Raw genomic sequence first — 23,692 nt, 5'->3', positions numbered from 1 at the left:
ACAACTATGATACGCTGTGTTTTAATCGATGATGAAAAGAATGCACTCGAAATGATGGAGTGGCTCATTAAAACCTATTGCCCTTCGGTTGAAATTGCAGCGATGTGTTCATCGGCAGAGCAGGGTATTGAAGCAATTCATAAACTTAAACCCGATGTGGTGTTTCTCGATATAGAAATGCCAAAGATGAATGGCTTTGATATGCTGGAGCAGTTTGACAAACTTTTTTTTGATGTGGTTTTTTGTACTGCCTATGATCAGTTTGCCATCAAGGCATTTAAATACAGCGCCCTTAATTATTTATTAAAGCCGGTTGATCCTGCAGATCTGAAAGCAACGGTACAACGTATAGAAGAACGTAAAACGATCCCGACCAAAGAGCAATTTGATCTGTTGCTGCAAAGTATGCATCAGCAGGTAAAGACCACGCCGCAGCGTATTGCACTCACCACCAACGATGGGTTGATATTTGTACCAACAGCGGATATTATTTATTGCGAGGCAGAAAGTAATTATACAAATGTGGTGCTGGACGGCGGTAAAAAAATACTTGTATCAAAAGTGTTGAAAGATATTGATGAGGCATTGAGTGGTGCTGATTTTTATCGTGTACACAGTTCTTTTCTTATCAACATTAACCGTATTAAAAAATTTGTGCGGGGCGATGGTGGTTATATTGTTATGGATAACGATGCCACTGTTTCTATTTCTCGCAGCAGGAAACAGGAATTTATGGAACTGTTTTCGAAGTTCTGAGTTCAGCTATTTGTTTTGTATCCCCGCTCATTAAAGTGGGGATTTTTTTTGCAGTATGCTAACTACAGTTGCTGTTTACTCAATATGGTTTTTAATCTGCTATTGCTGCATGTAGGTTTGTTCTGTTATTAAACATTGATCATTAAACCTTTTTTCAAACATGCAAACCGAAAAACATTTTCTTCGTTTCATTCTCAGCAAAACAATTTTTGTACTCATGGCAGTTTTTATTTTCAGTGCCTGTAAAAAAGAAAACACAGTGCCTGAACAAAAAGAGCCTGTTACCATCGATGGCACATGGAAAGGGAAGTATGGCGAGGGCACAGCAACTCCTGTATTTTTCTATGGTCTTAAACTTAAGCCCGGTGCTGTGTTGGAACGTATCAACGAAGCCGGAACTGTGGAAGCAACCGGTACATGGTCGCTCAGCAGCACAGTTTTCATTGGTATCTACACAAAAGAAGGACAACAATATTCCATTGCCGGCACCTTCAATGCAGCAGAAGGAACTATTGATGGGCAATGGGGTTTTAATGCCAACACAAGCGATGGCGGCACCTTTCAACTTAAAAAACAATAACAGCAATTCATCACTAACAATTAAAACTTACAACAATGAACATTATGAAAAGCATCATCGTAGCTGTTTTACTGGTCACTACAATTGTGTCCTGTAAAAAAGACAAAACATCTTCATCGTCTTTTGCCGGAATTTACCAGGGAAAATGGGGCGATGTAAATCAAACCCCAACAGGGTTTATCAAATTCGATTTCAAAAGCAACGGAACACTTACACGCTTAAACGAACAGGGGCAGATCATTGCAAATGGCACATGGCAACTTAGCGGCATCAACTTCGAATGTAGCTATACACATACCAGCAACGGGCAGGTGCATAAGATCGCCGGACTTTATACTGATTTTGATGGAGCCATTATGGGTACATGGGGCTACAGTCCGAGTAAAACAAATGGTGGTACAATCGAATTAGAGAAGCAATAAGTTTTGAAACAGATGGTTTAGGTTTTGGGTATACAAGGCGGCTGTATGGCCGCTTTGTTGTTTATTCTGCAATGTTATTTACTCATTCATTTTTCCGGTTACTCATTTTTATTTCCGATCAAAACCTACTGCAAATAGTTTTGCGGTAGTCATCATTTATCATCAGTTAAACATCTTGATCATGAAAATCACTAAACGTTATTTTTTGTTCCTTCTTGCAGTTTCTGTTTTCTCAGCATGTAAAAAAGACAGCAATATTCCCGCTTTTACCATTGAAGGAAGTTGGGTAGGTAAGCTGGGCTCTGGATCTAATACCCCGGGCAGCCAGTTTGAAATAAATGTAAAGCCTGGCGGAGTACTGGAGCGTATCAATGGCAACGGTGGTATTTCCGGCATTGGTACATGGCAGGTTAATGGCGATACGTTTACCGGTCACTATGAATTTACAAACAGCAATGGTTCTGCTTCTGTGCAGGCCACCATTGATAAAGCTGCCAATAAACTGGTAAACGGCACATGGGGTAGTGGTAACAATACGTCAGGTGCCGGCACTTGGTATGCATCAAAAGAAAACTAATTGCTCAATCAAACCCGTCGTTTGATAAATGCTACAAACATTCAGTAGCGCAGGGTCATAATTTTACTGATAAACACCATTATATGAAAAAGATTCAATTTTTAATTCTCTGTCTGCTTTCTGCTTTTGCAGCTATATCGCAAAACAGCGAAATAGAGAAAGAGCAACAAGCAATCCGCAACGTCATCAGCAATGAAACAGCCACGTATTACAGACAGGATTTTGAAGGATGGAAAAAGAATTTTGTAAATGCAGATTATTTCCGACAGCATGGTTATTGGGAAGGCTATGAAGATAAAGTGCGTTTCTTTAACGGGTTTGATACATTGCAAAAAGTAAAAGAATTACAATTTAAAGAAGACCGTACCTATTGGAAAGGATCGTACGAGAAACGTTTCAATGAAAACTTCCGCATTTACAAGGATGTTGCGTGGTATACATTTGAACAGGATTCGTTTGAAGGTGGTACCAATAAATTTCTTGGCAGATCGGTGGAGCTTCGTATTCTTGAAAAGCACAACGGTGAATGGAAAATCGCCTATATCGGTTATCATTATCTGCCCGTTTCATACACCGGCAGTACAAAGCGATAATGCATTTTTGCGTTACAGTTTTACAACACAGCATCAGCTGTGTTTTTTTATGTGAGTGTGTTTGCAACGTTTTTGTTGTATGCTCAACAAATCTTCCATTTACGAAATGGTAAATAAATCAAAGACGAGCTCATAATAGTTTTGAAACCTAAAATCAAAACAATGAAACAGTTAATCTTTGTAATCACCTTCTTCATTTTCATTTACAGCAGCTTCGCACAAAATGTTGGCATCAATGCTGATGGTTCACAACCCAACGGCAGGGCCATGCTCGATATTAAAAGCACCGACAAGGGAGTGATGTTTCCCCGCATGACCAGTGCGCAACGTTTAGCCATTCCCGTTACAAACGGTGATGGTGGCCTTATGGTATTTGATACGGATAAACAATGTTTATATATCTACACCGGAATGAACTGGCGTGCCATGCCTTTTGCAACTGAAAAAGAAATTTATCCGGTAAATTATTCGGTAAGTGATGCAGAAGATTTTGATCAGTTTGGTTCAACCGTAGCGATAGATGGCGACTATGCAGCAATCGGTGCACCGGGTGATGATGAGGGCGGCATCTCCAATCAAGGCTCGGTTTATATTTTCAGGTTCAATAACGGAAGCTGGACACAACATCAAAAAATAAGCATCAACAACTTACACGCAAATGCCCGTTTTGGCAGCAGCGTGGCGATGTCAAATGATTTACTGGTAGTGGGTGCTCCAAGTGAGGATGTAAACGGACAGGGAAGTCATGGTGCCGTTTACGTGTTTAGACTTATGAATAATCAATGGAGCCAGCATGCGAAACTATTACCTAACGAAGTTGTGTCGATGAATGACCCTTTTAATTTTGGCCGTTCTGTTGCGGTAAGTAATAACAGAATTTTAGTGGGGGCTCCCGGAAAAGACAATGGAAGTTATACGAATCAGGGTGCTGCTTATCTGTTTTTACATAACGGCAGTAATTGGTTCCAAAATAATAAATTTATACACGGTGAAGCAACCGGAAGTGATTTTTTTGGACATAGTGTGGCAATTGATGCGAACAGGATTGTGATTGGCGCACCTGATAAACGAGTAAATAACATAAGTCAGGCCGGAGCAGCTTATGTGTTTTATTCTGCAAATGGAACTACAGGATGGAACATGGAACAGAAAATTGTGAATTTAACACAGGCATTTGAAGATCATTTTGGCAGTACTGTTGCCATTGAAGGGGATAAGATATTGGCAGCTGCTCCCGGAGCGGTTATAGGAAGCAGTGATTTTGCCGGGAGTGTTGGGATATTCGTTTATGATACTTCTGTAAATTCTTTTACTATCAGAAGGGTGCTGAGTATAACTGATCACAAAGACGAAGATTATTTTGGACAGTCAATAGCGATGAAAGGCGAGAAAATATTAGTGGGAGCTCCTTTCAGAGATTCCGAAGGGTTATTTAATAGTGGATCAGTTTGGTTTTATGAAAGAACGAACCCAATAGGATCATGGGATTACAAACGAACAATTCTTGATGCAGATATAGAATCAATCAATTTTTTTGGCGCTGCCGTGGCTATATGCAGGCAAACCGGCCGATATATCATTGGCAGTTATTACGCAAATGATGCGAAGGGAAGAGTGTCGTTTGGTACATTAGAATAAATTGGATTTCATCTGAGCAATAACAAAAACGTCCCGCCATTTGGCGGGACGTTTTTTAAAACAAAGCGTTGATTATTCTTTTTCCTTACGCTCAAAATCTGAAGCGTGTGGTAATATCTCTGTAAAGTTTCTGAGCTTACTGTGGTGGCGGCTGTACACAAAATACACAACTAATCCAACGGCCATCCAGCCAAATGCAACTTTCAGCGTTTGTGCATCAAGCGCTACAATCATACCTGTGCAGATAAGTACGCCCAGTGTAGATACAACAGGTACCAATGGTGCCCTGAATGGTCGTTCAATATTTGGTTCTCTTTTGCGCAGAATCCAAACACCGGCACTTACCAAAACAAAAGCGAACAGCGTACCGAATGAAGTAAGATCACCGGCTACATGTCCCGGTACAAACGCAGCAAACAATCCAACAAAAATGAATAAGATCCAGTTGGCTTTGTACGGTGTTCTGTATTTCGGATGCAATTCACCAAATGCTTTCGGAATCAATCCATCATTACTCATGGTATAGAAGATACGGCTCTGGCCCATCAACATCACCAAAATAACAGAGGAGAAACCGGCAAGGATAGCGATAGTAACAGCAGTTGCCAACCATCCGTAACCGGTCATAAATTCAGAGATCGCATAAGCTACTGATGCTTCTCTTCCTTTTTCAGGATCAACAAAATCTTTCCAGTTGGCAACCCCGGTTAATACATGTCCAAAGAGAATGTATAATATGGTACACACAACTAAAGAACCGAGGATACCGATCGGCATGTCACGTTTTGGATTTTTTGCTTCCTGTGCCGCAGTACTTACAGCATCAAAACCAATGAACGCAAAAAATACAATGGCAGCACCACCAAGCACACCGCCCCAGCCGTGTTTAAACACACCGCTGTAATCGGCAATTACTTTTCCGGCATTGTCAACTACGGGTGCCGTTCCTTCCGGAATTAAATATGGCGTGTGGTTTGCAGGATTAATAAACTGCCAACCTACTGCAATAAAAATAAGAACGATGGCTACTTTAATAAACACGATCACCATGTTTACCAATGCCGATTCCTGGCTTCCTTTAATTAATAGTAATGTCAGCAGCAGTAAAATGATCAATGCCGGGGCATTCATAATACCTGAATGCAATACACCTGCTGAATCGGTAAAACTTTCAAAAGGCGAGTGGCTCCATTCATAAGGAATCCTGCCTCCAAATAATTTGTTCAAATATTCACTCCAGGCAATTGATACAGTGGCGGCACCCAACGCATATTCCATAATCAGAGCCCATCCAATGATCCAGGCAATTAATTCACCCATGGTGGTATAACTATAAGCATACGCACTTCCTGCAATAGGGATCATAGCAGCAAATTCAGCATAGCATAAACCGGCAAATGCACAGCCCACCGCAGCAACAATAAAAGAAATAGTAACAGCAGGACCGGCAGCCTGTCCTGCAGCAGCAGCTGTACGAACAAACAGCCCCGCTCCAATAATGGCACCAATACCCAGCGCCACCAAATTACCTGCTCCCAGGGTACGTTTCAAGCCTTTTCCTTCGGCCTGGGCAAGCATTTGATCTAATGGTTTCTTTGCAAATAAACTCATACTTGATTGGTTATAGATTTTAATTTACTAACAGTAATAAGCTGGAAAAATAGAGATTTATTGTAAATAACCATCAAAAGATTTATTAACGGTTTAGCGGCGCTTCTGTGCAACCCGAAAGCCGTATATTGCGGCACATAATTAAAAAGCATGGGTAAGGGAAATCGTTTAACCATCTATATCCTTGTGGCAATGGCCATGGGTATTTTAGTTGGCTATATTGTTCATGTAAGTGCATCGGCCGAAACCATACAGAGTTTTTCAAAGAATATCAAACTGCTCAGCAGCATTTTCATCCGTCTTGTGCAAATGATCATTGCACCATTGGTATTTGCAACGTTGGTGGTGGGTATTGCAAAGCTGGGCGATCTCAAAGCCGTTGGTCGTGTGGGTGGTAAAGCCTTGCTTTGGTTCGTAACGGCATCACTTGCTTCATTGTTATTAGGTATGTTGTTGGTGAATGTATTTAAACCGGGTGCATATATTGATCTCAGCCAGGCTGATACTGAAGGTGTAAAAGACCTGATGACAAAAACATCAACCTTTTCTGTACAGAATTTTGTTGAGCACATCATTCCCAGGAGTTTGTTTGAAGCGATGGCTTCAAACGAGATTTTACAGATCGTGGTTTTCTCAATTTTCTTTGGTGTTGCCGCAGCAGCTATTGGTGATTATACAAAGCCATTGATCAAAGCGCTTGATGTTGCATCGCACATCATTTTAAAGATGGTGAATTATGTCATGAATTTTGCTCCTATTGGTGTGTTTGGGGCGTTGGCAGCTGTAGTTGCTGCAAAAGGATTGGGCATTTTCCAGTTTTATCTTATTTACTTTTTATACTTCCTGTTAGGTATTGCGATTCTGTGGCTTATTTTAATAGGAGTTGGATTTTTAATTCTGGGGCCACATCGTATGAAGTTATTGCTTCGCCGCATTGGCGGCCCATTACTTATTGCGTTTAGTACAACCAGCAGTGAAGCAGTATTTCCAAAACTTACTGAAGAACTGGAACGCTTTGGCTGCAAGGATAAAATTGTTGCGTTTGTATTGCCGCTTGGTTATTCATTTAACCTCGATGGCAGTATGATGTATATGACGTTTGCTAGTTTGGCCATTGCTCAGGCATACGGTATACATCTCGATCTTGGTACACAACTCGTGATGTTACTTGTATTGATGCTCACCAGTAAAGGTATTGCCGGTGTGCCACGTGCATCGTTGGTGGTGGTGTTGGCAACATGCGCCATGTTTAATATTCCGCCCGAAGGCGTGGCACTTATTCTTCCCATCGATCACTTCTGCGATATGTTCCGCAGCGCAACCAACGTGGTTGGTAATGCGTTGGCAACATCTGTAGTAAGTAAATGGGAAGGGGAGTTACACGACGGACATGGACATCATCATGATCACGGCCATCATGATCATCAAAATCATTCACACACAGCCTGATCTCAAAGAAACGAACAGGACAACTATAAAAAGTACAAATTGAAAATGAACAGAAGTTTGATTCAGGTATTGATGTTATTTGTTGCAACGTTTGCAACTGCAAGTCTTTCTGCACAAAAACAAGTGAATGTGAGGGTGTTTAACCAGTACGAAGCACCTGCCGATAAGTTTACTGTGGATGGTGTAGAATATGCAACCACAAAAGACGGAACTATTACACTTACAATTAACGCAACCGACTCAGTTACGTTTTCAGGTAAAGAATATGATGCAAAGAAATATGCAGTGGCTGATCTAAAAGAAGGTATGACAGTTGAATTGTACAAACAATTCACCTGGAAAGATATTCTTAACCCCATGTTCTATATTAAATATGGGGGATTGTGGTTATTGCTCTTTATCATTTTTGCTGAAACAGGTTTGTTGTTCGGATTCTTTTTACCCGGCGACAGCTTGTTATTTGTTGCGGGTATATACAGCACTAATCTTGCCCGTGAATTTTTAAAAGTTGTTGGTCTTGGAGGTGTACAGAACGAATGGTTTGAACTTTTGATACTTTGTGCACTAATATCGGCTGCAGGTATATTAGGGAACCTTGTTGGTTACTGGACAGGTCGAAAAGTTGGTCCGGCAATGTATAACTGGAAAGACAATTTCCTCTTCAAGCAACGTTACCTGCATGAAGCGCATGATTTTTATGACAAGCATGGTGGCGGTGCTATTGTGTTTGCCAGGTTTCTTCCTTTCATCCGCACCTTTGCACCTATTGTAGCAGGTATTGTGGGCATGGATCGTAAGAAGTTTGTATTCTTTAATGTGGTAGGATGTGTGGCATGGGTGGTGAGTATGATCTTTGCCGGGCATTTTTTACAGATTTGGGTGAAAAATCAATTTGGTATTGAACTGAAAGATAAACTGGAGTTGATCGTGATCATCATCATTGCTGTAACAACGGCTCCTGTATTCTGGAAATTTTTCTTCGGAAAAAAAGCGGAGAAGCCGAAGACTAAGAACGATTGATATTTCTTGCTTATGACCAACCAAAAAGAGCATTCCATTTTTTCCCTTGCTGTAGTTGTTGCAGCATTGGGCTACTTCGTTGACATTTATGATCTTTTGTTGTTTACCATTGTGCGTGAACCAAGCATTGTTGGTATTGGTATTGACAAAGCTGATACTGCTGCTATGATTGCTGCAAGTACCAAGATCATCAACTGGCAAATGGTTGGCTTATTGATCGGTGGAATTTTATGGGGAACCTTAGGTGATAGGAAAGGAAGACTGAGTGTGCTTTTTGGTTCTATACTTTTATACTCCATTGCAAACTTTGTAACTGGTTTTGTGCAAACAGTAGATCAATACGCCTATGCACGTTTTGTTGCAGGTCTTGGTTTGGCAGGTGAACTTGGTGCAGGTATTACTCTGGTAAGTGAATTACTTCCTAAAAATAAACGTGGTGTTGGTACATCATTAGTTGCCGGCATTGGCTTGTTTGGTGCTGTATTTGCGTACTTCACATTTCAATACACCCAGGATTGGCGGTTATGCTATAAAATAGGTGGAGGATTAGGTATTGGTTTGTTACTGCTTCGTGTAAGTGTTGCAGAGAGCGGCATGTTCAAGGAACTAAAGCAATCCAAAGTAAGCCGTGGTAATGTGTTGATGTTCTTTAATAATGCTTCACGGTTCAGAAAATACATGCTTGCCATTTTAATTGGCTTGCCAACCTGGTATGTGATCGGTGTGCTTGTAAACCTGAGTAACCGTTTTGCCAATGAATTTTATGGCGCTTCAAAAATAGATAGTGGTCGTGCAATTATGTTTGCTTATGCTGCAATTGCAACAGGGGATATCTTGATTGGTCTTGTAAGCCAGTATTTCAAAAGCCGGAAGAAAGCATTGTATCTTTTTTATGGCTTCACCATTATTGGTTTAGTGTTGTTCTTTTCTCCAATAAATAACAGTGATGTTGCCATGTATTCCATTTGTGCATGGCTCGGTTTTAGCACAGGCTTCTGGGCAATTTTTGTAACGATGGGTGCAGAACAGTTTGGAACCAACCTGCGTGCAACTGCTGCTACCACTATTCCGAATATGGTGCGTGGTGCTTTGCCATTGATCAATCTGATGTTCTTAAATCTGTTTCAAAAGAACTGGGGATGGGGGTTAACAAAAAGCGGAATTACCACAGGTGTAATTGTAATGGTGATCACATTAGTGGCTGCTTACTTTACACAGGAAACTTTTCACAAGGATTTGAATTATATTGAAGGAGAAGAAATGTTACCTTAAGTTGATAGTTCATGGTTGATAGTTAATAGTTAAAGGCATCCATGAACCATTATCCATTAACTATGAACTTTACAATATGAAATTCCTAATCATCCGTTTCAGCTCCATTGGTGATATTGTATTTACAACACCTGTTGTACGTTGTTTAAAACAGCAGTTGCCCGATGCAGAAGTGCATTACCTCACCAAGTTCAGTTTTCATAAAGTAATTGCTGGCAATCCCTACGTTGATAAATTCTATTATCTCAACAACGATTGGGATCTGTTGATACATGAACTGAAGCAGGAGAAATACGATTACATCATTGACCTTCATCATAACCTGCGTACACTACGTATTAAACGCACACTGAAAGTAAAAGCGTTCTCCTTTAATAAACTGAATATTCAAAAGTTCCTGCTCACGAATTTCAAGATCAACCTCATGCCCGACGTGCATATTGTTGATCGGAATTTTGAAACAGTAAAATCATTTGGCGTAAAGAACGATGGCAAGGGAATGGATTATTTTATTCCAAAAGATGAAGAAATAAAGCAAGGGGACCTGCCACATTCACATTCGCTTGGTTATGTAGCGATCGTTATTGGCGCTGCTCATTTTACCAAACGATTACCGGTTGAAAAATTACAGAAGCTTTGTGCTTCCTTACATCATCCCATTGTATTACTTGGTGGACCTGATGATAAAGCAGCAGGAGATGCTATTGCGGCCATCGATCCCATTAAGATCTACAATGCCAGCGGAAAATTCTCTATTAACGAAAGTGCAGATCTTGTCCGCAAATCAAAACTTGTCATTTCGCATGATACAGGGTTGATGCATATCGCAGCTGCATTAAAGAAACCCGTTATTGCAGTTTGGGGAAACACTATGCCATTGTTGGGCGTAGCTCCCTATTATGGTAATGCACCTGTACTTACTACAAAGTTTGAAGTGGAAAAACTTGGTTGCCGCCCCTGTTCAAAAATAGGCAGAGATAAATGCCCCAAAGGACATTTCAAATGCATGATGTTGCAGGATGTGGAAGCCATTGCAGCAACAGCACAGGCATGGGCAAAGGAATTACGTTGATCATACGCCAACTACTACCATACTCCCGCAGAGATTTGTATTTTTAGCAAATGGGTAAATACCTGTTGCTTATTCTCTGTTCCTTTCCTGTGCTTACTTTACAGGCACAGCAACAGCAATTTTACGAAACACTTACTGAAAAAGATGGCTTGTCTGATAACAGGGTTACCTGTTTCTTAAAAGATAAAACAGGTTATTTATGGGTAGGCACACGCAACGGACTTAACCGTTACAATGGTTACAACTTCACTGTTTTTTATCCCCGTTTAAATGAATTGTCAAACGAAGTGATCAATGATCTCGCTGAAGATAAGAATGGAAAGATATGGGTGGCTACAGCAAATGGATTAAACCGCTATGATCCTGTAACAAAACATTGGTTCACATTTTATGCAAGAGGACAAGACTCATCAACATTTCTTCTCAACCCAAATGTATGGAGTTGTTTTGTTGATGATAGCAATGAAGTGTGGATGGCGCCGGATGGGCGAGGTTTATCTGTTTACAGCAACAGAACACAAAAGCTTCGTCATTACCCATGGCGGAATGTGGTAAATGCTTTGTTGCCGCAATATTATAATCGTTATTGTTCAGTAATAAAAATTGTTGCAAGGAATGAGAATGAGTTCTGGCTTGGAACAACACTCGGACTGTTCAGTTTTAATAAACTCTCGGGCAAGTACACATTGATAGGTACAGGCTACTATGGCGATTTTATTGACCTTGCTTATGATCAGCAAAACAGGAAAGTATATTTAACGGCTGCGCAGGAAAAGTTGTTCTGTTACGATGAACGTCTGAATGAGTATAAACAATTGCAGCCTTCTCAGCTTTCTTATCCATCAAGATTTTTTTCATCACCTGCTGATCAATACATCTGGCTAGGTACAGAGTACGGCATGTTGTTTATCGAACCGAGAAGCGGGAATTCATTTCTGCAAAGACATATTCCTCAATTATCTTCTTCACTTGCAGAAGGATCAGTACAAACAATTTATCATGATTCAACCGGCATCAGCTGGATCGCATCAAACAATGGTATTGTCAAGTTCGATCGCAATAATCAACGGTCTGCTTTTCTTCCATTGTTAGATGTTACCTACCAGGTAAGCAATAACCCAATGGGCGGTGTTTATCATGATAAAAGGAATGACCGGTATTTTGTTTGCAGCTCAGACAGCAATGCAGTGTTTATCATCAGCCGCAGAACAGGGTCTATACAAAAAATTACAGTTGATCATAAAGGCCAACGACTCGACAGGTGTTACAATGTTTGCGCCGACCGTGCAGGAAAAATATGGTTACTCACGAAAAAAGCTGTGTATACATTAAATGAACAAAACAATAAGTTCGAAAAATTCGCAATACCATCGGCCGGAGCAGACGTAAGTTTCAGGGATATGGTGCAGGATGAAAAAGGCAATTACTGGTTCTCGAGTTTTCATGGCAAACTTTATTATTATGATGCATCGCTGAAAAAGTACATCATACCCGGTAATGATTCGGTACGTTTCAATGGAATTGTTGCAAGCACTGCTCTTTTTTCCGATACATTAAACCATTGTGTTTGGATCGGCACATTCAGTCATGGTATTTATAAATATGATCTTATCACAAAGAAGTTGACACTATACAGTGAAACAAGTGATTCGCCCGATTATACTGACCTTAACCTTGTAAATGATATTACTCAGGATGCTTCCGGCAGACTATGGATTGCAACACATTCCGGAGGATTGTACTTTTCCAATAAAGGTGAGCCGGTAAACAAATTCTTTACAAGGCTGAGCATGAAACAAGGGTTGGTAAGCAATAATATCTATGCACTCAGTTATAGCGACTCGCTATTGTGGGTAATGTCTGGTAAACATATCAGCGCCATTAATACTTATTCAATGAAAGTGCTACCTCCTTTTTCACGTGAGGAGATGTTTAGTTTTTCTTCATTCTCATCTGACGAGATCATACCACATTACACAGCTTATGATCAGGAGCGGAAAGAATTGCTGGTGGCAGTTGGCGGCGGTTTATTATTTCTACGCAATGCCGCTAAGTCAGCTCAACAAAAATTTCCTTTGGTCTTATCATCACTTAAAGTGAATGATGTGTTATATACCGATAGTATTTTTCGGGACAGTAGTCATGTGTCTTTTGCATCACCGGTACGGCAAATTGTCTTTAATTTTTCTGCATTGCAATTCTCATTGCCGTCGTTGAACAGGTATGAGTACATGTTAGAAGGATATAATAATGCATGGGAAGAGGCGGTAAACATCAACACGCTAAATTATCAAAATCTACCGCCGAGGAATTATCGTTTCAGATTAAGAGCAAAAAGTCATGCAGGCACAACATCGTTGCAGGAAGCTGTATTCTCATTTACTGTTGATCCGTTCTTTTGGCAAACATGGTGGTTCAGGTTATTGTGTTTGCTCGGAGTTGCAGCCATTGTTTATGGCATATATCGTTACCAGTTAAATAAAAAACTGGAAGTGGAACGATTGCGTCATCGCATTTCAAGAGATCTGCATGATGATATTGGTTCAGCTCTTACAACAATAAATGTACTAAGTAAAGTGGCACTTAATAAAGGCGATGATCAAAAAAGTATCGAAGGTTATCTTAACCGCATCAAAGATTCCGCACAACAAACAATGGAAAGCATGAGTGATATTGTGTGGGCAATTAACCCGACAAACGATTCACTTGAAAGTATGCTGGTCCGCATGAAAGAATATGCAGCAGAATTATGTGAAGCAAGAGGAATTGAACTGGCGTTTGATACGAATGAAAATATGATGAGCCGCAAACTTGATATTGCTTACAGGAAGAATATTTTTCTCATATTTAAAGAAGCAGTGAACAATGCAGTAAAATACAGTAACTGTAAAAATCTCTTGATCACATTAACAATGCTGAACGATCATAAATTGCATTTGTCAGTAAAAGATAATGGGAGAGGATTTACTGACAGCAAAAAGAACGCAGGTAATGGATTGCACAATATGCAATCACGAGCCAAAGAACTGGGAGGTGAGTTGCAAATAAATACTGCAACAGGTGCAGGAACAACGATCGACTTGTTTTTGCCTATCACCTGAATTGGGGTACAAGAGGTATGGTTACTTTATTAACTTGTGAAACAGATGGTAAAAAAAATCATCATATTTGAGGACAACAACGGTTTACGAAAAGGACTTGAGGAATTACTTCAACTTACAGACGAGTTTGTAGTAATTTCTTCTCATGATAATTGCCTGCAGGCAGAGCAACAGGTGAAAGAAAATACTCCCGATGTGATACTGATGGATATTGATATGCCTGGCAGAACGGGTATTGAAGCAGTAAAAATCATACGCTCATTTAACAAAGACGTGCAGATCATTATGCTTACTGTTTTCGACGACAGTACACATGTATTTGATGCCATCTGTGCGGGAGCTTCCGGTTATCTGTTGAAGAAAAATGTTTCAGAGAAATTAATCCCTTCTATAAAAGAGGTGTTGGATGGTGGTGCGCCCATGAGCCCTTCAATTGCTAAAATGGTGGTGAACTCCATGCAACAATCAACTACAGCTAATATTTACAATTTCAACGAGAAAGAAAAAGTTATTCTTGCTCTTTTATGCAAAGGCAACAGTTATAAAATGATAGCAGATGAAACGGGTTATGCATTTGAAACGATCCGATCTTACATCAAAAAAATTTATGAGAAACTGCAGGTACATTCTGCTACTGAAGCTGTGAGCAAAGCAATTAAGGAACGTCTGGTATAATTGTGTTTGATTATTTAATATGCTTTCCTGTCCATTCGCCTTCTTTATTAAACACATTGAATCCTGCATTTGAATCGGAACAGATATAATCACCCGTCCAATTACCATCCATATCAAAATGGTTATAAGTTCCCTGCGCAGTAAGTACATAATAACAGGTCCATACACCTGTAACGTCAAAACAAATCAACACATCTCTTGTGGGCCTTGTGATGTAACCAATAAGATTATCTTTTTCGTTGTAGATATACAATCCTTTCCACGCACCGCTGCTTGGGTAGAGATGTTTATACATTAATGGATTGAGCAGTTGGTTTTTTAATGGATTGATTAACGCATTTATTTTTGGATTGATCGATTTATTTTCTACCGGATTAATTTCTTTATTCAAAACCGGATTAATGTTGCTGTTCATCTTAGGATTAATACCCGGGTTCTTTTGCGGATTGATACTCGGGTTATGTCCCGGGCTGATATTAAGATCAATTTTCGGATTATGTAATTGCGCCGGCTCCTGTGCAAATACTGTTGCGGTTTGCAGGCATAAAAAAAATAAAGTAAAACAAAACACAAGTGGATTTCTCATAACCTAAATTTAAGTTGCAACACCAAGGCAATAGATAAGTGTAAGGTCAGTTACAGGAGAAATTGGAAATGGCGGGAATGTTCACAGGATGGTTAGTTCTATAAATATACCTAATTAAAACTGAAGTTAAAAGGATCGGGTTCTTAAATTGAGATGTTCCCTGTTATTATATAAAAAAGTCCCGAAATTCTGTAAGTATTCCAGAATTTCGGGACGATCAGTTTATAATTCCTGTGATATGTTATAAATTATAATGTCTTCAACACATCATTCATGTTTCTCACGGCATCTGCACTCTTATTAAAGAGCGCCTGCTCATCAGCATTCAATTCAAAGTCGAGAATTTTTTCCCAACCGTTACGACCAATTGTAACAGGAACGCCTAAGCAAATATCTTTCTGTCCGTATTCACCATCCAATGCTACGCAGCAGGTGAAGAGTTTCTTTTCATCACGCAGAATACTTTCAACCAAAGCAGCTCCTGCAGCACCCGGTGCATACCATGCAGATGTACCGATCAATGCAGTAAGTGTGGCACCACCAACCATTGTGTCTTTAATGATCTTTTCCTGCTGTTCTGCACTTAAGAATTTTGTTACCGGAACACTGTTCCATGTTGCCATACGCATTAACGGAATCATCGTGGTGTCGCCATGTCCACCAACAACCACTGCATTCAAATCAGAAGGAGAACAACCCAAATGCTGGCTCAGTTGATATTTGAAGCGGCTGCTATCGAGCGTGCCACCCATACCAATGATGCGGTTCTTTGGTAAACCTGTTGACGTTAATGCCAGGTATGTCATCGTATCCATCGGGTTACTGATGATAATGATGATGGCATTGGGAGAAAACTTCAGAATGTTTTCGCAAACAGATTTTACAATACCTGCATTTACACCAATCAATTCTTCACGGGTCATACCGGGCTTACGTGGTAAACCTGAAGTGATCACTACTACGTCACTGTTAGCGGTTTTGCTGTAGTCGTTCGTGCTGCCCACGATCTTGGTATCAAAGCCAAGCAGAGTAGCAGTTTGCATCATATCCTGGGCCTTACCTTCGGCAACACCTTCTTTGATATCGAGCAACACCAGTTCAGAGCACAATTCTTTACGGGCAATATTATCAGCACAGGTTGCACCCACGGCACCGGCACCTACAACAGTAACTTTCATGGATCAATCAATTTAAATTAAGAATGAAAAAATTTTAGTGCCGCAAAGGTATTGGAGGAACGGCGAAATGTCAAAACAGGAATTACTATCTTTAAACAAACCAAAAACAACCCAATATGATCATTCTCTATGTTATCCTGGGCATTATTGCCCTTGTTTTACTTGTGGCAGCTGTATTGCCAGGAAAATACCTCGTAGAAAAATCAACGATCATCAGCAAGCCGCCTGCAGAAGTGTATAATAAAATTGCCAATCTGAATCACTACAGGGATTGGAATCCCTGGGCAAAAGCAGACCCGGATGCTCAATCTTCGGTAACAGGTAGTCCAATGCAGGTAGGACATAAATATTATTGGAATGGGAAAAAGGTGGGCGAGGGCAGTTTAACTGTTCGTTCAACAGTGCCAAGCAAGGCTATTAATTTTGACCTCGTGTTTTTGAAGCCATTTAAATCGCAGGCAATTGATGCATGGGATTTTACAGAAGTTGACGGAGGAACAAAAGTGGTGTGGCGCAATACTGGTGCATTTCCTTTTCCGGTTGCACGCTTGATGGGGCCATCGATCACCAAACAACTCAATACACAATTTGAAGAAGGATTACGTAACCTGAAAGAAATGTGTGAGAAATAAGAATAAATCTATTGTCATGATAAGTGAGGCCGGTCAAATTGCACCGGCCTTTGTTTTGTCAATCAGTTAACAAATCGAGATAAAATAAATTTGGACGTCTACGAAAAAACCGTAGCTTTACGAAAAATTCGTAGACATGCTCGAAAAACTCACACAACAGGAAGAAGAAGCCATGCAGGCCGTTTGGCGGAATGGCGAAGGAAATGTGAAAGCCTTTCTCGATAATCTTGATATTGATATTCCATATACAACGCTTGCTTCTACTATCAAAAATCTTGAGAAGAAAGGATACCTTACCAGCAGGCTTGTTGGTAATGCTTACTTATATAAACCGGCTATTACAGAAGAAGAGTATAAGAAGAAATTCATGAATGGATTTGTAAAAGAGTATTTCGAAAACTCTTATAAGGAGTTAGTGAACTTTTTTGTGGAGCAGAAAAAGCTTTCACCAAAAGAGTTGAAAGAAATTGTAGAAATGATTGAAGGGAAGAAGTAATGAGTAATGAATGATCAGTGATGAGTTGCTGATGTTCAATTTTCAAATTATCAAATTTTCAAATCAACATGCCTTTTCTTATTGAATATCTGCTGAAAGTATCCATCGCTCTTGCGGTTGTGTACCTGTTCTACCAATTGGTATTACGACGTCTTACGTTTTACAACTGGAACCGCTGGTATCTCGTAGGTTATAGCTTGCTATGCTTTGCTATTCCTTTCATGAACATAACCGATTTTCTTTTCAGACATGAACTGGATGAAGCACAGTTTATTCAGCTTATTCCCGTATACAATCTTCAATTGAAGAATCCGGGCTTTGAATGGAACCAATGGACTGTATCAATAGCTATACTTGTTACAGGTATGTTGATCATGGGTATAAGAATAGTTATTCAGTTATTCAGTTTACGGCGGATCAAAACAAATGCAACATTATTGAATGAAGGTGATGTAAAACTTTTTGATGTAAATGAACAGATCGTTCCCTTCTCATTTAACAAGGGTATTTATATCAATCGTCAGTTGCATACGGAAGCTGAATTGCAGGAGATCATTCGCCACGAGTTTGTGCACGTTAAACAAAAACACAGCATTGATATTATGCTGGCTGAATTATTATGTATGCTGTTGTGGTTTCATCCCGCAGCATGGCTAATCCGTAAAGCCATCAGGCAAAACCTAGAATTTATTGCCGACGAAAAAGTATTGCAGGATGGTGTTGATAAAAAGCAATATCAATACCTGCTGCTGAAAGTTGTTGGTAACACCAATTACAGTATTGCACCGAATTTTAATTTCTCATCACTTAAAAACCGAATCATCATGATGAATCAAATCAAATCTGCCCGTGTGCAGATCATCCGCTTCCTGTTTGTATTGCCGCTGGTGGCAGTGCTCTTGCTTGCCTTCAGGGAAGTAAAACAAAAAGAAAAACGTAACGATGTTGCTCAGCAAAACGCTTTGCTTAGAGATACCGTTCCGGCAAATGACATTGAAAACGTCAACGTAAATAAAAACAATGGCGAGAAAACGATCACCATTACATTAAAGAATGGCACTACTGAAACCTATAACCTGAACAATGAAAAAGAGAAAACTGCCTTTGAGAAGAAATATGGTAAGATCGATAAACTTGTGCCACCCCCACCTGCACCACCGGTTGTAATTAAATCAAACAATGTTGAATCAGTTGATGTAAAAAAGGAGAATGGAAAAAATACAATTCAGATCCGTTTGAAAGATGGTTCCATTGAAAAATACGATCTTGATGTTAAGGAACAACGTGAAACCGTTGAAAAGAAATATAACTTAACAACAACGCCTGGTGCCCCGGTTGAAATAGTTGTAACACCAAAAGTGCCAACAGCGCCATCACATGAAGCGGTAGCATTAAATGAGAAAGGATACTACGTAACCATTGCCGATAACATGGGCGAATGCATCGTTATTGTAAAAGACAAGAAGAAAAATATTGTTGAAGCATTGAAACTTACCGACTGGACAAAGAATGAAGCTTCTTACGAAAAGAAGTACGGTAAAATTCCACCTCCGCCACCGCCGGCACCAGATGTTCCTGTAAAAGTTTCAGTTGCATCAACCGTGAGCAGCCCTGCAGCAGTAAGTGTTCCGGGTAAAGTAAGTGCAACTTCTCCCACATCACCTGTAAAAGAAGTAACAGTAGTTGGTTATGCTACAGGTGCATCCACCACCGCAACAAAAAAACCAAACATCGGTATAGGTTTCGGAAACGGTACTAATGCAGAAGATATCTTATACATAGTTGATGGTAAAGAAATCAAATACGAAGAAGTAGGAAAGATCGATCCTGATAATATTGAAAGCATCAATGTGCTGAAAGGGGAAACTGCAGAAAAACTCTATGGTGTAAAAGGGAAAAACGGAGTGATCATCATCAAAACAAAAAGTAAAACTACCACGTTCAACTTTTTTACAACTCCCTGGCAGAAAGAAAAAGAAAAATGCTGATCAGTTAACCCGCAATCATTCAACCTTATTATCAAAGAGGCGAATCATTTTCAAAAGTGATTCGCTTTTTTATTCTTTCACTAAACGGATGAGTTCAGATGTGGGCAAACCACCATCGGCATAATGCAGTAATTCCCCTTTCTTATTGTAAACAGCAATGAGCGGCAGGTAATGATTCAGGAAATATTTCGGGAAAAAATACAACACATCCCGGCCCATGACAATATTCTTGTAAGATGCGATTTTGTACTCTGCATGAAAAGCTTTCATCATTTCAAATGGCAGGGTAGTGGCCATTACGATCTGCACATCTTTAAACTCTTTGATGTTTTCAATCATCTCTTTTGTTTGTTGCTTGCAATGGTCGCAATCGGGGCTGAAGCTGATAAGGACGGTCGTCTTTTTTGTACTCAGCTGTTCAGTATAAAAATTGGTAACGCTGTCGGGCAATAACAGTTTAAAATCAGGAAGTTTCAGGTTTTTTAAATGCGGGGGAATAGAATCGTTCACCGCAAAAACCCGTGTAACTGAAAAAAGGCTAAGGATCAATAAGACATTTCTCATGTTTGCAAGATACGGAAGCCACAAGAGTTGCCAATCTTTTGAGCGTAAGCGTTCTAAAAAGGACTCTTAATTTTGAGGCAGGTTGCCTTATATTTGCAGCCTCAAATTAAATAACGAGTTTTTATGGCAACTACTTCCGACATCAGCCGTGGTATGATTATTAAAGTTGACGGCAGCTTATACAAGATTGTGGAATTTGGCGAAAACAAGACTGCCCGTGCAGCAGCTAAAGTGTGGGCAAAGCTGAAAGGCGTAGATAATGCACGCTCAGTAGAAATTACCTGGAACAGTGGTGAAACGATTTATCCCGTGCGTGTTGAACGCAAAGATTTCCAGTTCCTTTATAAAGATGATACGGGCTATAACTTCATGAACAATGAAACATTTGAGCAGATCGTGGTTCAGGAAGCATTGATCGATGCGCCGCAGTTCTTGAAAGATGGAGCTGAAGTTTCGGTATTGCTCAACACCGAAACCGAATTACCAATGACGGTGGAATTGCCTGATAAAATTGTGATGCTCGTAACTTACAGCGAACCTGGTATGAAAGGCGATACTGCTACACGTACCTTAAAGGCAGCTACCATCGAAACCGGTGCAACCGTAATGGTTCCGTTGTTTGTAAACGAGGGCGAATTGATCCGCATTAACACCAAAACTGGTGATTATGTGGAAAGGGTGAAAGAGTAAGATTTTAATTACCATATTCGAAACGGGCAGTTTTAAAACTGCCCGTTTTTGTTTGATTTTTGGCCATTTTTGCCCGAAAATCCCTCATTTTACCTCAATTTTTAATGAAACTGGAATATTTCGAATCTAATTCCCTTATCTTAGCCGCCCGTTATTATTAAACATTTTAAACCTCACGATCATGGATTTTAAGCAAATTCAGGAATTGATTAAACTGGTCAACAAATCCAACCTCAGTGAACTCACCATCGAAGAAAAAGACTTTAAGGTTACAATAAAACAAAAAGAAGAAATCATTCAGCAAACACTCATCTCAGGTCAGTTTCAGCAAGCGCCACAGCAGGCATTTGCTCCGGCTCCTGCGCCTGCTGCCTTGCCTGCCGCAGGTTCTGCTCCTCCGCCAGCAGCAAAAGCTGATGATACCAGCAAGTATATCACGATTAAAAGCCCGATGATCGGTACATTCTATCGCAAGCCTTCACCCGATAAACCTTTATTTGTAGAAGTAGGATCGGAAGTAACACCGGGTAAAGTGGTATGTATCATTGAAGCCATGAAACTCTTCAATGAAATTGAAAGTGAAGTGAAGGGTAAGATCGTGAAAGTACTGGTTGAAGATCAATCACCGGTTGAATACGATCAGCCTTTATTCCTGGTAGATCCTAGTTAATTTGACACTTAATCAATTTGAAAATTTGAAAATGTAAAACTCATTTTCAATTTTCTTGTTGTACATCATTTTCAAATTAGCTAATTCTCAAATTTTCAAATTAAACTTATGTTTAAAAAGATATTAATTGCCAATCGTGGTGAGATTGCATTGCGTATCATCCGCACCTGTCGTGAAATGGGCATAAAAACGGTTGCTGTTTATTCAACAGCCGATCGTGAAAGCCTGCACGTAAAGTTTGCGGATGAAGCAGTTTGTATTGGTAAACCTGCCGGTGCAGAATCGTACCTCAACGTACCAAATATTATTGCAGCAGCCGAGATCACCAATGCAGATGCTATTCATCCCGGATATGGTTTTTTAGCAGAGAATGCAAAGTTTGCTGAGATATGCGGACAAAACGGAATCAAGTTTATTGGTCCAACCCCTGATCAGATACGTTCAATGGGCGATAAGATCACAGCCAAAGAAACCATGATCAAAGCCGGTGTACCTGTTGTACCCGGTGGTGGTGGTTTGTTGGAAAGTGCAGAGCAAGCCAAAGAAATTGCAAAAGAGGTTGGTTACCCGGTGATTTTAAAAGCAACCGCAGGCGGTGGTGGTAAAGGGATGCGTGTTGTTTGGAATGAAGAAGAGTTGGAACGTAACTACGATACAGCAAAACAGGAAGCAGGTGCTTCTTTTAAGAACGATGGTATCTACATGGAAAAATTTGTAGAAGAGCCTCGTCATATTGAGATTCAGGTTGCCGGTGATCGCTACGGAACGGTTTGTCATTTAAGTGAGCGTGATTGTTCTATTCAACGCCGTCACCAGAAACTGGTGGAAGAATCACCTTCGCCATTCATGACACCTGAATTACGTAAAGCAATGGGTGAGGCAGCTTGTAAAGCAGCAGCAGCTATTGGTTACGAAAGTGTGGGTACTATTGAGTTCCTGGTTGATAAGCACCGCAATTTCTATTTCATGGAAATGAACACACGTATCCAGGTAGAGCATTGCGTAACAGAAGAAGTAACAAACTTTGATCTCATCAAAGAACAGATATTGATCGCACAGGGCGAAAAGATCAGCGGTGAAAATTATGAACCGCAGATGCATGCAATTGAGTGCCGCATTAATGCCGAAGATCCATACAATGATTTTCGTCCGTCACCCGGTAAGATCACCACGTTGCACCAGCCCGGTGGACATGGTATCCGTATCGACTCGCATGTGTATGCAGGTTATGTGATTCCTCCTTACTACGATTCAATGATCGCAAAAATTATTGCGGTTGCCCGTACACGTGAGGAAGCCATCAATACTATGAGCCGTGCATTAAGCGAGTATGTGATTGAAGGGGTAAAAACAACCATTCCATTCCATCAGCAATTGATGCTCGATGAAAATTTCCGGAAAGGAAATTTCACAACGAAGTTTTTGGAAGGTTTCAAAATGAAATAAAGAAAAGTCCCCCGTTACTGCGGGGGACTTTTTATTTGGAGTTGAATTTATTGAGTTTTTGTTGTTGATCCCCGTGGTCTAGTTGTTGGTCGGCGACTAAACTTCTCGCAGTATAGTTTTATTTTTGGGATCTAGAGTTTTTATCAACGCCATCTATTGCCTCTTTCAAATCAGTAGTCCAATATCCAGCTGCTCCACTATCCCAAGCTTCTTTCCAAAGATTGTAACCTTCCGAAAAATCCGGTAAGTCATTAGTCTGCCCAACAAGTTTTGTAATCGATTTAAGAAGTGCGTTTTTTGAATAAGGCAAGTGGTCGACAACATTGGAGAAGCCTGTGGCAGATTGAGGACTATAAATTTTTATATTGTCTACTCGAATATGAATTATCGTATCACCTTTTTCATATTTCTCAATTTTAAGTATTGTTACGGTAGAACTATCTTCTCCAGTTCTGTTTTTATATTTCCAAATTTGTCCAACTTTTAAATTTGAATCGGCTAAATGAAGTTTATTTTTTGTGTTTTGTCCTTTACAACTCAATAAGAAGCTACAAATTGAAAACAATATAACAAGTGAGTTTCTAAAGATCATACTTTAATAATTTGATACGCCATTGTGAGTAATGGCTTTACTAAGTTATATGGCGGTGCCCAGAAAATCAAACTTTAGAATGCC

General features: G+C 40.0%; 23 protein-coding genes. 18 read left to right on the top strand and 5 right to left on the bottom strand.

What is annotated here, in order from left to right:
* Nucleotides 1-6: 6 nt before the first annotated feature.
* The 6 genes from VK159_RS07885 (at nt 7) to VK159_RS07860 (ending at nt 4,566) form a co-directional block, all read left to right on the top strand.
* Nucleotides 7-756 carry a LytTR family DNA-binding domain-containing protein gene (locus tag VK159_RS07885; protein ID WP_324229582.1) on the top strand — a complete coding sequence of 250 codons (750 nt, stop codon included), beginning with the start codon at nt 7-9 and terminating at the stop codon, nt 754-756.
* A 160-nt stretch (nt 757-916) separates the two neighbouring features.
* Complete coding sequence (locus VK159_RS07880; protein WP_324229581.1) at nt 917-1,336, top strand: hypothetical protein; 420 nt, start codon at nt 917-919, stop codon at nt 1,334-1,336.
* Nucleotides 1,337-1,380: 44 nt separating this feature from the next.
* Complete coding sequence (locus VK159_RS07875) at nt 1,381-1,758, top strand: hypothetical protein (RefSeq protein ID WP_324229580.1); 378 nt, start codon at nt 1,381-1,383, stop codon at nt 1,756-1,758.
* Nucleotides 1,759-1,939: 181 nt separating this feature from the next.
* A complete protein-coding gene (locus tag VK159_RS07870; RefSeq protein ID WP_324229579.1) occupies nt 1,940-2,335 on the top strand; it encodes a hypothetical protein in 396 nt (131 codons plus the stop codon).
* Between the two features lie 83 nt (nt 2,336-2,418).
* Entirely contained in the window at nt 2,419-2,928 is a 510-nt protein-coding gene (locus tag VK159_RS07865; RefSeq protein ID WP_324229578.1) for a hypothetical protein, read from the top strand.
* Nucleotides 2,929-3,090: 162 nt separating this feature from the next.
* On the top strand, nt 3,091-4,566 hold the full coding sequence (locus VK159_RS07860) for a hypothetical protein (RefSeq protein ID WP_324229577.1): 1,476 nt from the start codon (nt 3,091-3,093) through the stop codon (nt 4,564-4,566).
* 72 nt (nt 4,567-4,638) lie between these two features.
* On the opposite strand, the gene VK159_RS07855 is transcribed toward VK159_RS07860, so the two are convergent.
* Nucleotides 4,639-6,177: an APC family permease gene (locus VK159_RS07855; protein WP_324229576.1), complete on the bottom strand. Its 1,539-nt coding sequence runs from the start codon at nt 6,175-6,177 to the stop codon at nt 4,639-4,641.
* 150 nt (nt 6,178-6,327) lie between these two features.
* On the opposite strand from VK159_RS07855, the gene VK159_RS07850 reads away from it, so the two are divergent.
* The 6 genes from VK159_RS07850 (at nt 6,328) to VK159_RS07825 (ending at nt 14,766) form a co-directional block, all read left to right on the top strand.
* Complete coding sequence (locus VK159_RS07850) at nt 6,328-7,626, top strand: dicarboxylate/amino acid:cation symporter (RefSeq protein WP_324229575.1); 1,299 nt, start codon at nt 6,328-6,330, stop codon at nt 7,624-7,626.
* A 45-nt stretch (nt 7,627-7,671) separates the two neighbouring features.
* Nucleotides 7,672-8,646 (top strand): DedA family protein, encoded by a 975-nt coding sequence (locus VK159_RS07845; protein WP_324229574.1) that lies wholly within the window; start codon nt 7,672-7,674, stop codon nt 8,644-8,646.
* A gap of 12 nt (nt 8,647-8,658) precedes the next feature.
* Nucleotides 8,659-9,918: an MFS transporter gene (locus VK159_RS07840; RefSeq protein WP_324229573.1), complete on the top strand. Its 1,260-nt coding sequence runs from the start codon at nt 8,659-8,661 to the stop codon at nt 9,916-9,918.
* A gap of 76 nt (nt 9,919-9,994) precedes the next feature.
* Nucleotides 9,995-10,990 (top strand): glycosyltransferase family 9 protein, encoded by a 996-nt coding sequence (locus VK159_RS07835; protein ID WP_324229572.1) that lies wholly within the window; start codon nt 9,995-9,997, stop codon nt 10,988-10,990.
* Between the two features lie 50 nt (nt 10,991-11,040).
* Nucleotides 11,041-14,091, top strand: a complete 3,051-nt coding sequence (locus tag VK159_RS07830) for a sensor histidine kinase (RefSeq protein ID WP_324229571.1) — start codon at nt 11,041-11,043, stop codon at nt 14,089-14,091.
* A 45-nt stretch (nt 14,092-14,136) separates the two neighbouring features.
* A complete protein-coding gene (locus VK159_RS07825) occupies nt 14,137-14,766 on the top strand; it encodes a response regulator transcription factor (protein WP_324229570.1) in 630 nt (209 codons plus the stop codon).
* A 10-nt stretch (nt 14,767-14,776) separates the two neighbouring features.
* On the opposite strand, the gene VK159_RS07820 is transcribed toward VK159_RS07825, so the two are convergent.
* Together VK159_RS07820 and mdh are read right to left on the bottom strand one after the other, a co-directional pair.
* A complete protein-coding gene (locus VK159_RS07820; protein ID WP_324229569.1) occupies nt 14,777-15,352 on the bottom strand; it encodes a hypothetical protein in 576 nt (191 codons plus the stop codon).
* 248 nt (nt 15,353-15,600) lie between these two features.
* Nucleotides 15,601-16,530, bottom strand: a complete 930-nt coding sequence (gene mdh / locus VK159_RS07815) for a malate dehydrogenase (RefSeq protein WP_324229568.1) — start codon at nt 16,528-16,530, stop codon at nt 15,601-15,603.
* Nucleotides 16,531-16,646: 116 nt separating this feature from the next.
* On the opposite strand from mdh, the gene VK159_RS07810 reads away from it, so the two are divergent.
* From VK159_RS07810 to VK159_RS07800, 3 genes are all read left to right on the top strand, one after another.
* Nucleotides 16,647-17,162 (top strand): SRPBCC family protein, encoded by a 516-nt coding sequence (locus tag VK159_RS07810; RefSeq protein ID WP_324229567.1) that lies wholly within the window; start codon nt 16,647-16,649, stop codon nt 17,160-17,162.
* A 136-nt stretch (nt 17,163-17,298) separates the two neighbouring features.
* The gene (locus tag VK159_RS07805) at nt 17,299-17,658 is read left to right on the top strand and encodes a BlaI/MecI/CopY family transcriptional regulator (RefSeq protein WP_182801551.1); all 360 of its coding nucleotides are present in this window, start codon (nt 17,299-17,301) and stop codon (nt 17,656-17,658) included.
* Between the two features lie 68 nt (nt 17,659-17,726).
* On the top strand, nt 17,727-19,646 hold the full coding sequence (locus VK159_RS07800) for a M56 family metallopeptidase (protein ID WP_324229566.1): 1,920 nt from the start codon (nt 17,727-17,729) through the stop codon (nt 19,644-19,646).
* A 69-nt stretch (nt 19,647-19,715) separates the two neighbouring features.
* Here VK159_RS07800 and VK159_RS07795 read toward each other — a convergent pair whose 3' ends face one another.
* Nucleotides 19,716-20,210 carry a hypothetical protein gene (locus VK159_RS07795; protein ID WP_324229565.1) on the bottom strand — a complete coding sequence of 165 codons (495 nt, stop codon included), beginning with the start codon at nt 20,208-20,210 and terminating at the stop codon, nt 19,716-19,718.
* Between the two features lie 123 nt (nt 20,211-20,333).
* On the opposite strand from VK159_RS07795, the gene efp reads away from it, so the two are divergent.
* From efp to accC, 3 genes are all read left to right on the top strand, one after another.
* Nucleotides 20,334-20,900, top strand: coding sequence for an elongation factor P (gene efp, locus VK159_RS07790; protein ID WP_182801548.1), 567 nt, complete (start codon nt 20,334-20,336; stop codon nt 20,898-20,900).
* Nucleotides 20,901-21,081: 181 nt separating this feature from the next.
* The gene (gene accB / locus VK159_RS07785; RefSeq protein ID WP_324229564.1) at nt 21,082-21,570 is read left to right on the top strand and encodes an acetyl-CoA carboxylase biotin carboxyl carrier protein; all 489 of its coding nucleotides are present in this window, start codon (nt 21,082-21,084) and stop codon (nt 21,568-21,570) included.
* Nucleotides 21,571-21,678: 108 nt separating this feature from the next.
* Nucleotides 21,679-23,016 carry an acetyl-CoA carboxylase biotin carboxylase subunit gene (accC, locus tag VK159_RS07780; RefSeq protein ID WP_324229563.1) on the top strand — a complete coding sequence of 446 codons (1,338 nt, stop codon included), beginning with the start codon at nt 21,679-21,681 and terminating at the stop codon, nt 23,014-23,016.
* Between the two features lie 118 nt (nt 23,017-23,134).
* On the opposite strand, the gene VK159_RS07775 is transcribed toward accC, so the two are convergent.
* Nucleotides 23,135-23,608: a hypothetical protein gene (locus VK159_RS07775; RefSeq protein ID WP_324229562.1), complete on the bottom strand. Its 474-nt coding sequence runs from the start codon at nt 23,606-23,608 to the stop codon at nt 23,135-23,137.
* Nucleotides 23,609-23,692 lie beyond the last annotated feature (84 nt).

It is taken from the genome of Lacibacter sp., from assembly GCF_035299325.1.
Taxonomy (GTDB): Bacteria; Bacteroidota; Bacteroidia; order Chitinophagales; family Chitinophagaceae; genus Lacibacter.
This window is presented reverse-complemented; position numbering and strand designations above follow the sequence as displayed.

What these genes read in the sequence shown, in the direction of transcription:
- VK159_RS07830 (WP_324229571.1), top strand. Translation starts at nt 11,041, where the DNA reads ATGGGTAAATACCTGTTGCTTATTCTCTGTTCCTTTCCTGTGCTTACT.
- VK159_RS07845 (WP_324229574.1), top strand. Translation starts at nt 7,672, where the DNA reads ATGAACAGAAGTTTGATTCAGGTATTGATGTTATTTGTTGCAACGTTT.
- VK159_RS07800 (WP_324229566.1), top strand. Translation starts at nt 17,727, where the DNA reads ATGCCTTTTCTTATTGAATATCTGCTGAAAGTATCCATCGCTCTTGCG.
- VK159_RS07825 (WP_324229570.1), top strand. Translation starts at nt 14,137, where the DNA reads ATGGTAAAAAAAATCATCATATTTGAGGACAACAACGGTTTACGAAAA.
- VK159_RS07850 (WP_324229575.1), top strand. Translation starts at nt 6,328, where the DNA reads ATGGGTAAGGGAAATCGTTTAACCATCTATATCCTTGTGGCAATGGCC.
- VK159_RS07805 (WP_182801551.1), top strand. Translation starts at nt 17,299, where the DNA reads ATGCTCGAAAAACTCACACAACAGGAAGAAGAAGCCATGCAGGCCGTT.
- VK159_RS07835 (WP_324229572.1), top strand. Translation starts at nt 9,995, where the DNA reads ATGAAATTCCTAATCATCCGTTTCAGCTCCATTGGTGATATTGTATTT.
- VK159_RS07885 (WP_324229582.1), top strand. Translation starts at nt 7, where the DNA reads ATGATACGCTGTGTTTTAATCGATGATGAAAAGAATGCACTCGAAATG.
- VK159_RS07810 (WP_324229567.1), top strand. Translation starts at nt 16,647, where the DNA reads ATGATCATTCTCTATGTTATCCTGGGCATTATTGCCCTTGTTTTACTT.
- accB (WP_324229564.1), top strand. Translation starts at nt 21,082, where the DNA reads ATGGATTTTAAGCAAATTCAGGAATTGATTAAACTGGTCAACAAATCC.
- mdh (WP_324229568.1), bottom strand. Translation starts at nt 16,530, where the DNA reads ATGAAAGTTACTGTTGTAGGTGCCGGTGCCGTGGGTGCAACCTGTGCT.
- VK159_RS07880 (WP_324229581.1), top strand. Translation starts at nt 917, where the DNA reads ATGCAAACCGAAAAACATTTTCTTCGTTTCATTCTCAGCAAAACAATT.
- VK159_RS07870 (WP_324229579.1), top strand. Translation starts at nt 1,940, where the DNA reads ATGAAAATCACTAAACGTTATTTTTTGTTCCTTCTTGCAGTTTCTGTT.
- efp (WP_182801548.1), top strand. Translation starts at nt 20,334, where the DNA reads ATGGCAACTACTTCCGACATCAGCCGTGGTATGATTATTAAAGTTGAC.
- VK159_RS07840 (WP_324229573.1), top strand. Translation starts at nt 8,659, where the DNA reads ATGACCAACCAAAAAGAGCATTCCATTTTTTCCCTTGCTGTAGTTGTT.
- VK159_RS07865 (WP_324229578.1), top strand. Translation starts at nt 2,419, where the DNA reads ATGAAAAAGATTCAATTTTTAATTCTCTGTCTGCTTTCTGCTTTTGCA.
- VK159_RS07820 (WP_324229569.1), bottom strand. Translation starts at nt 15,352, where the DNA reads ATGAGAAATCCACTTGTGTTTTGTTTTACTTTATTTTTTTTATGCCTG.
- VK159_RS07795 (WP_324229565.1), bottom strand. Translation starts at nt 20,210, where the DNA reads ATGAGAAATGTCTTATTGATCCTTAGCCTTTTTTCAGTTACACGGGTT.
- VK159_RS07775 (WP_324229562.1), bottom strand. Translation starts at nt 23,608, where the DNA reads ATGATCTTTAGAAACTCACTTGTTATATTGTTTTCAATTTGTAGCTTC.
- accC (WP_324229563.1), top strand. Translation starts at nt 21,679, where the DNA reads ATGTTTAAAAAGATATTAATTGCCAATCGTGGTGAGATTGCATTGCGT.
- VK159_RS07875 (WP_324229580.1), top strand. Translation starts at nt 1,381, where the DNA reads ATGAAAAGCATCATCGTAGCTGTTTTACTGGTCACTACAATTGTGTCC.
- VK159_RS07860 (WP_324229577.1), top strand. Translation starts at nt 3,091, where the DNA reads ATGAAACAGTTAATCTTTGTAATCACCTTCTTCATTTTCATTTACAGC.
- VK159_RS07855 (WP_324229576.1), bottom strand. Translation starts at nt 6,177, where the DNA reads ATGAGTTTATTTGCAAAGAAACCATTAGATCAAATGCTTGCCCAGGCC.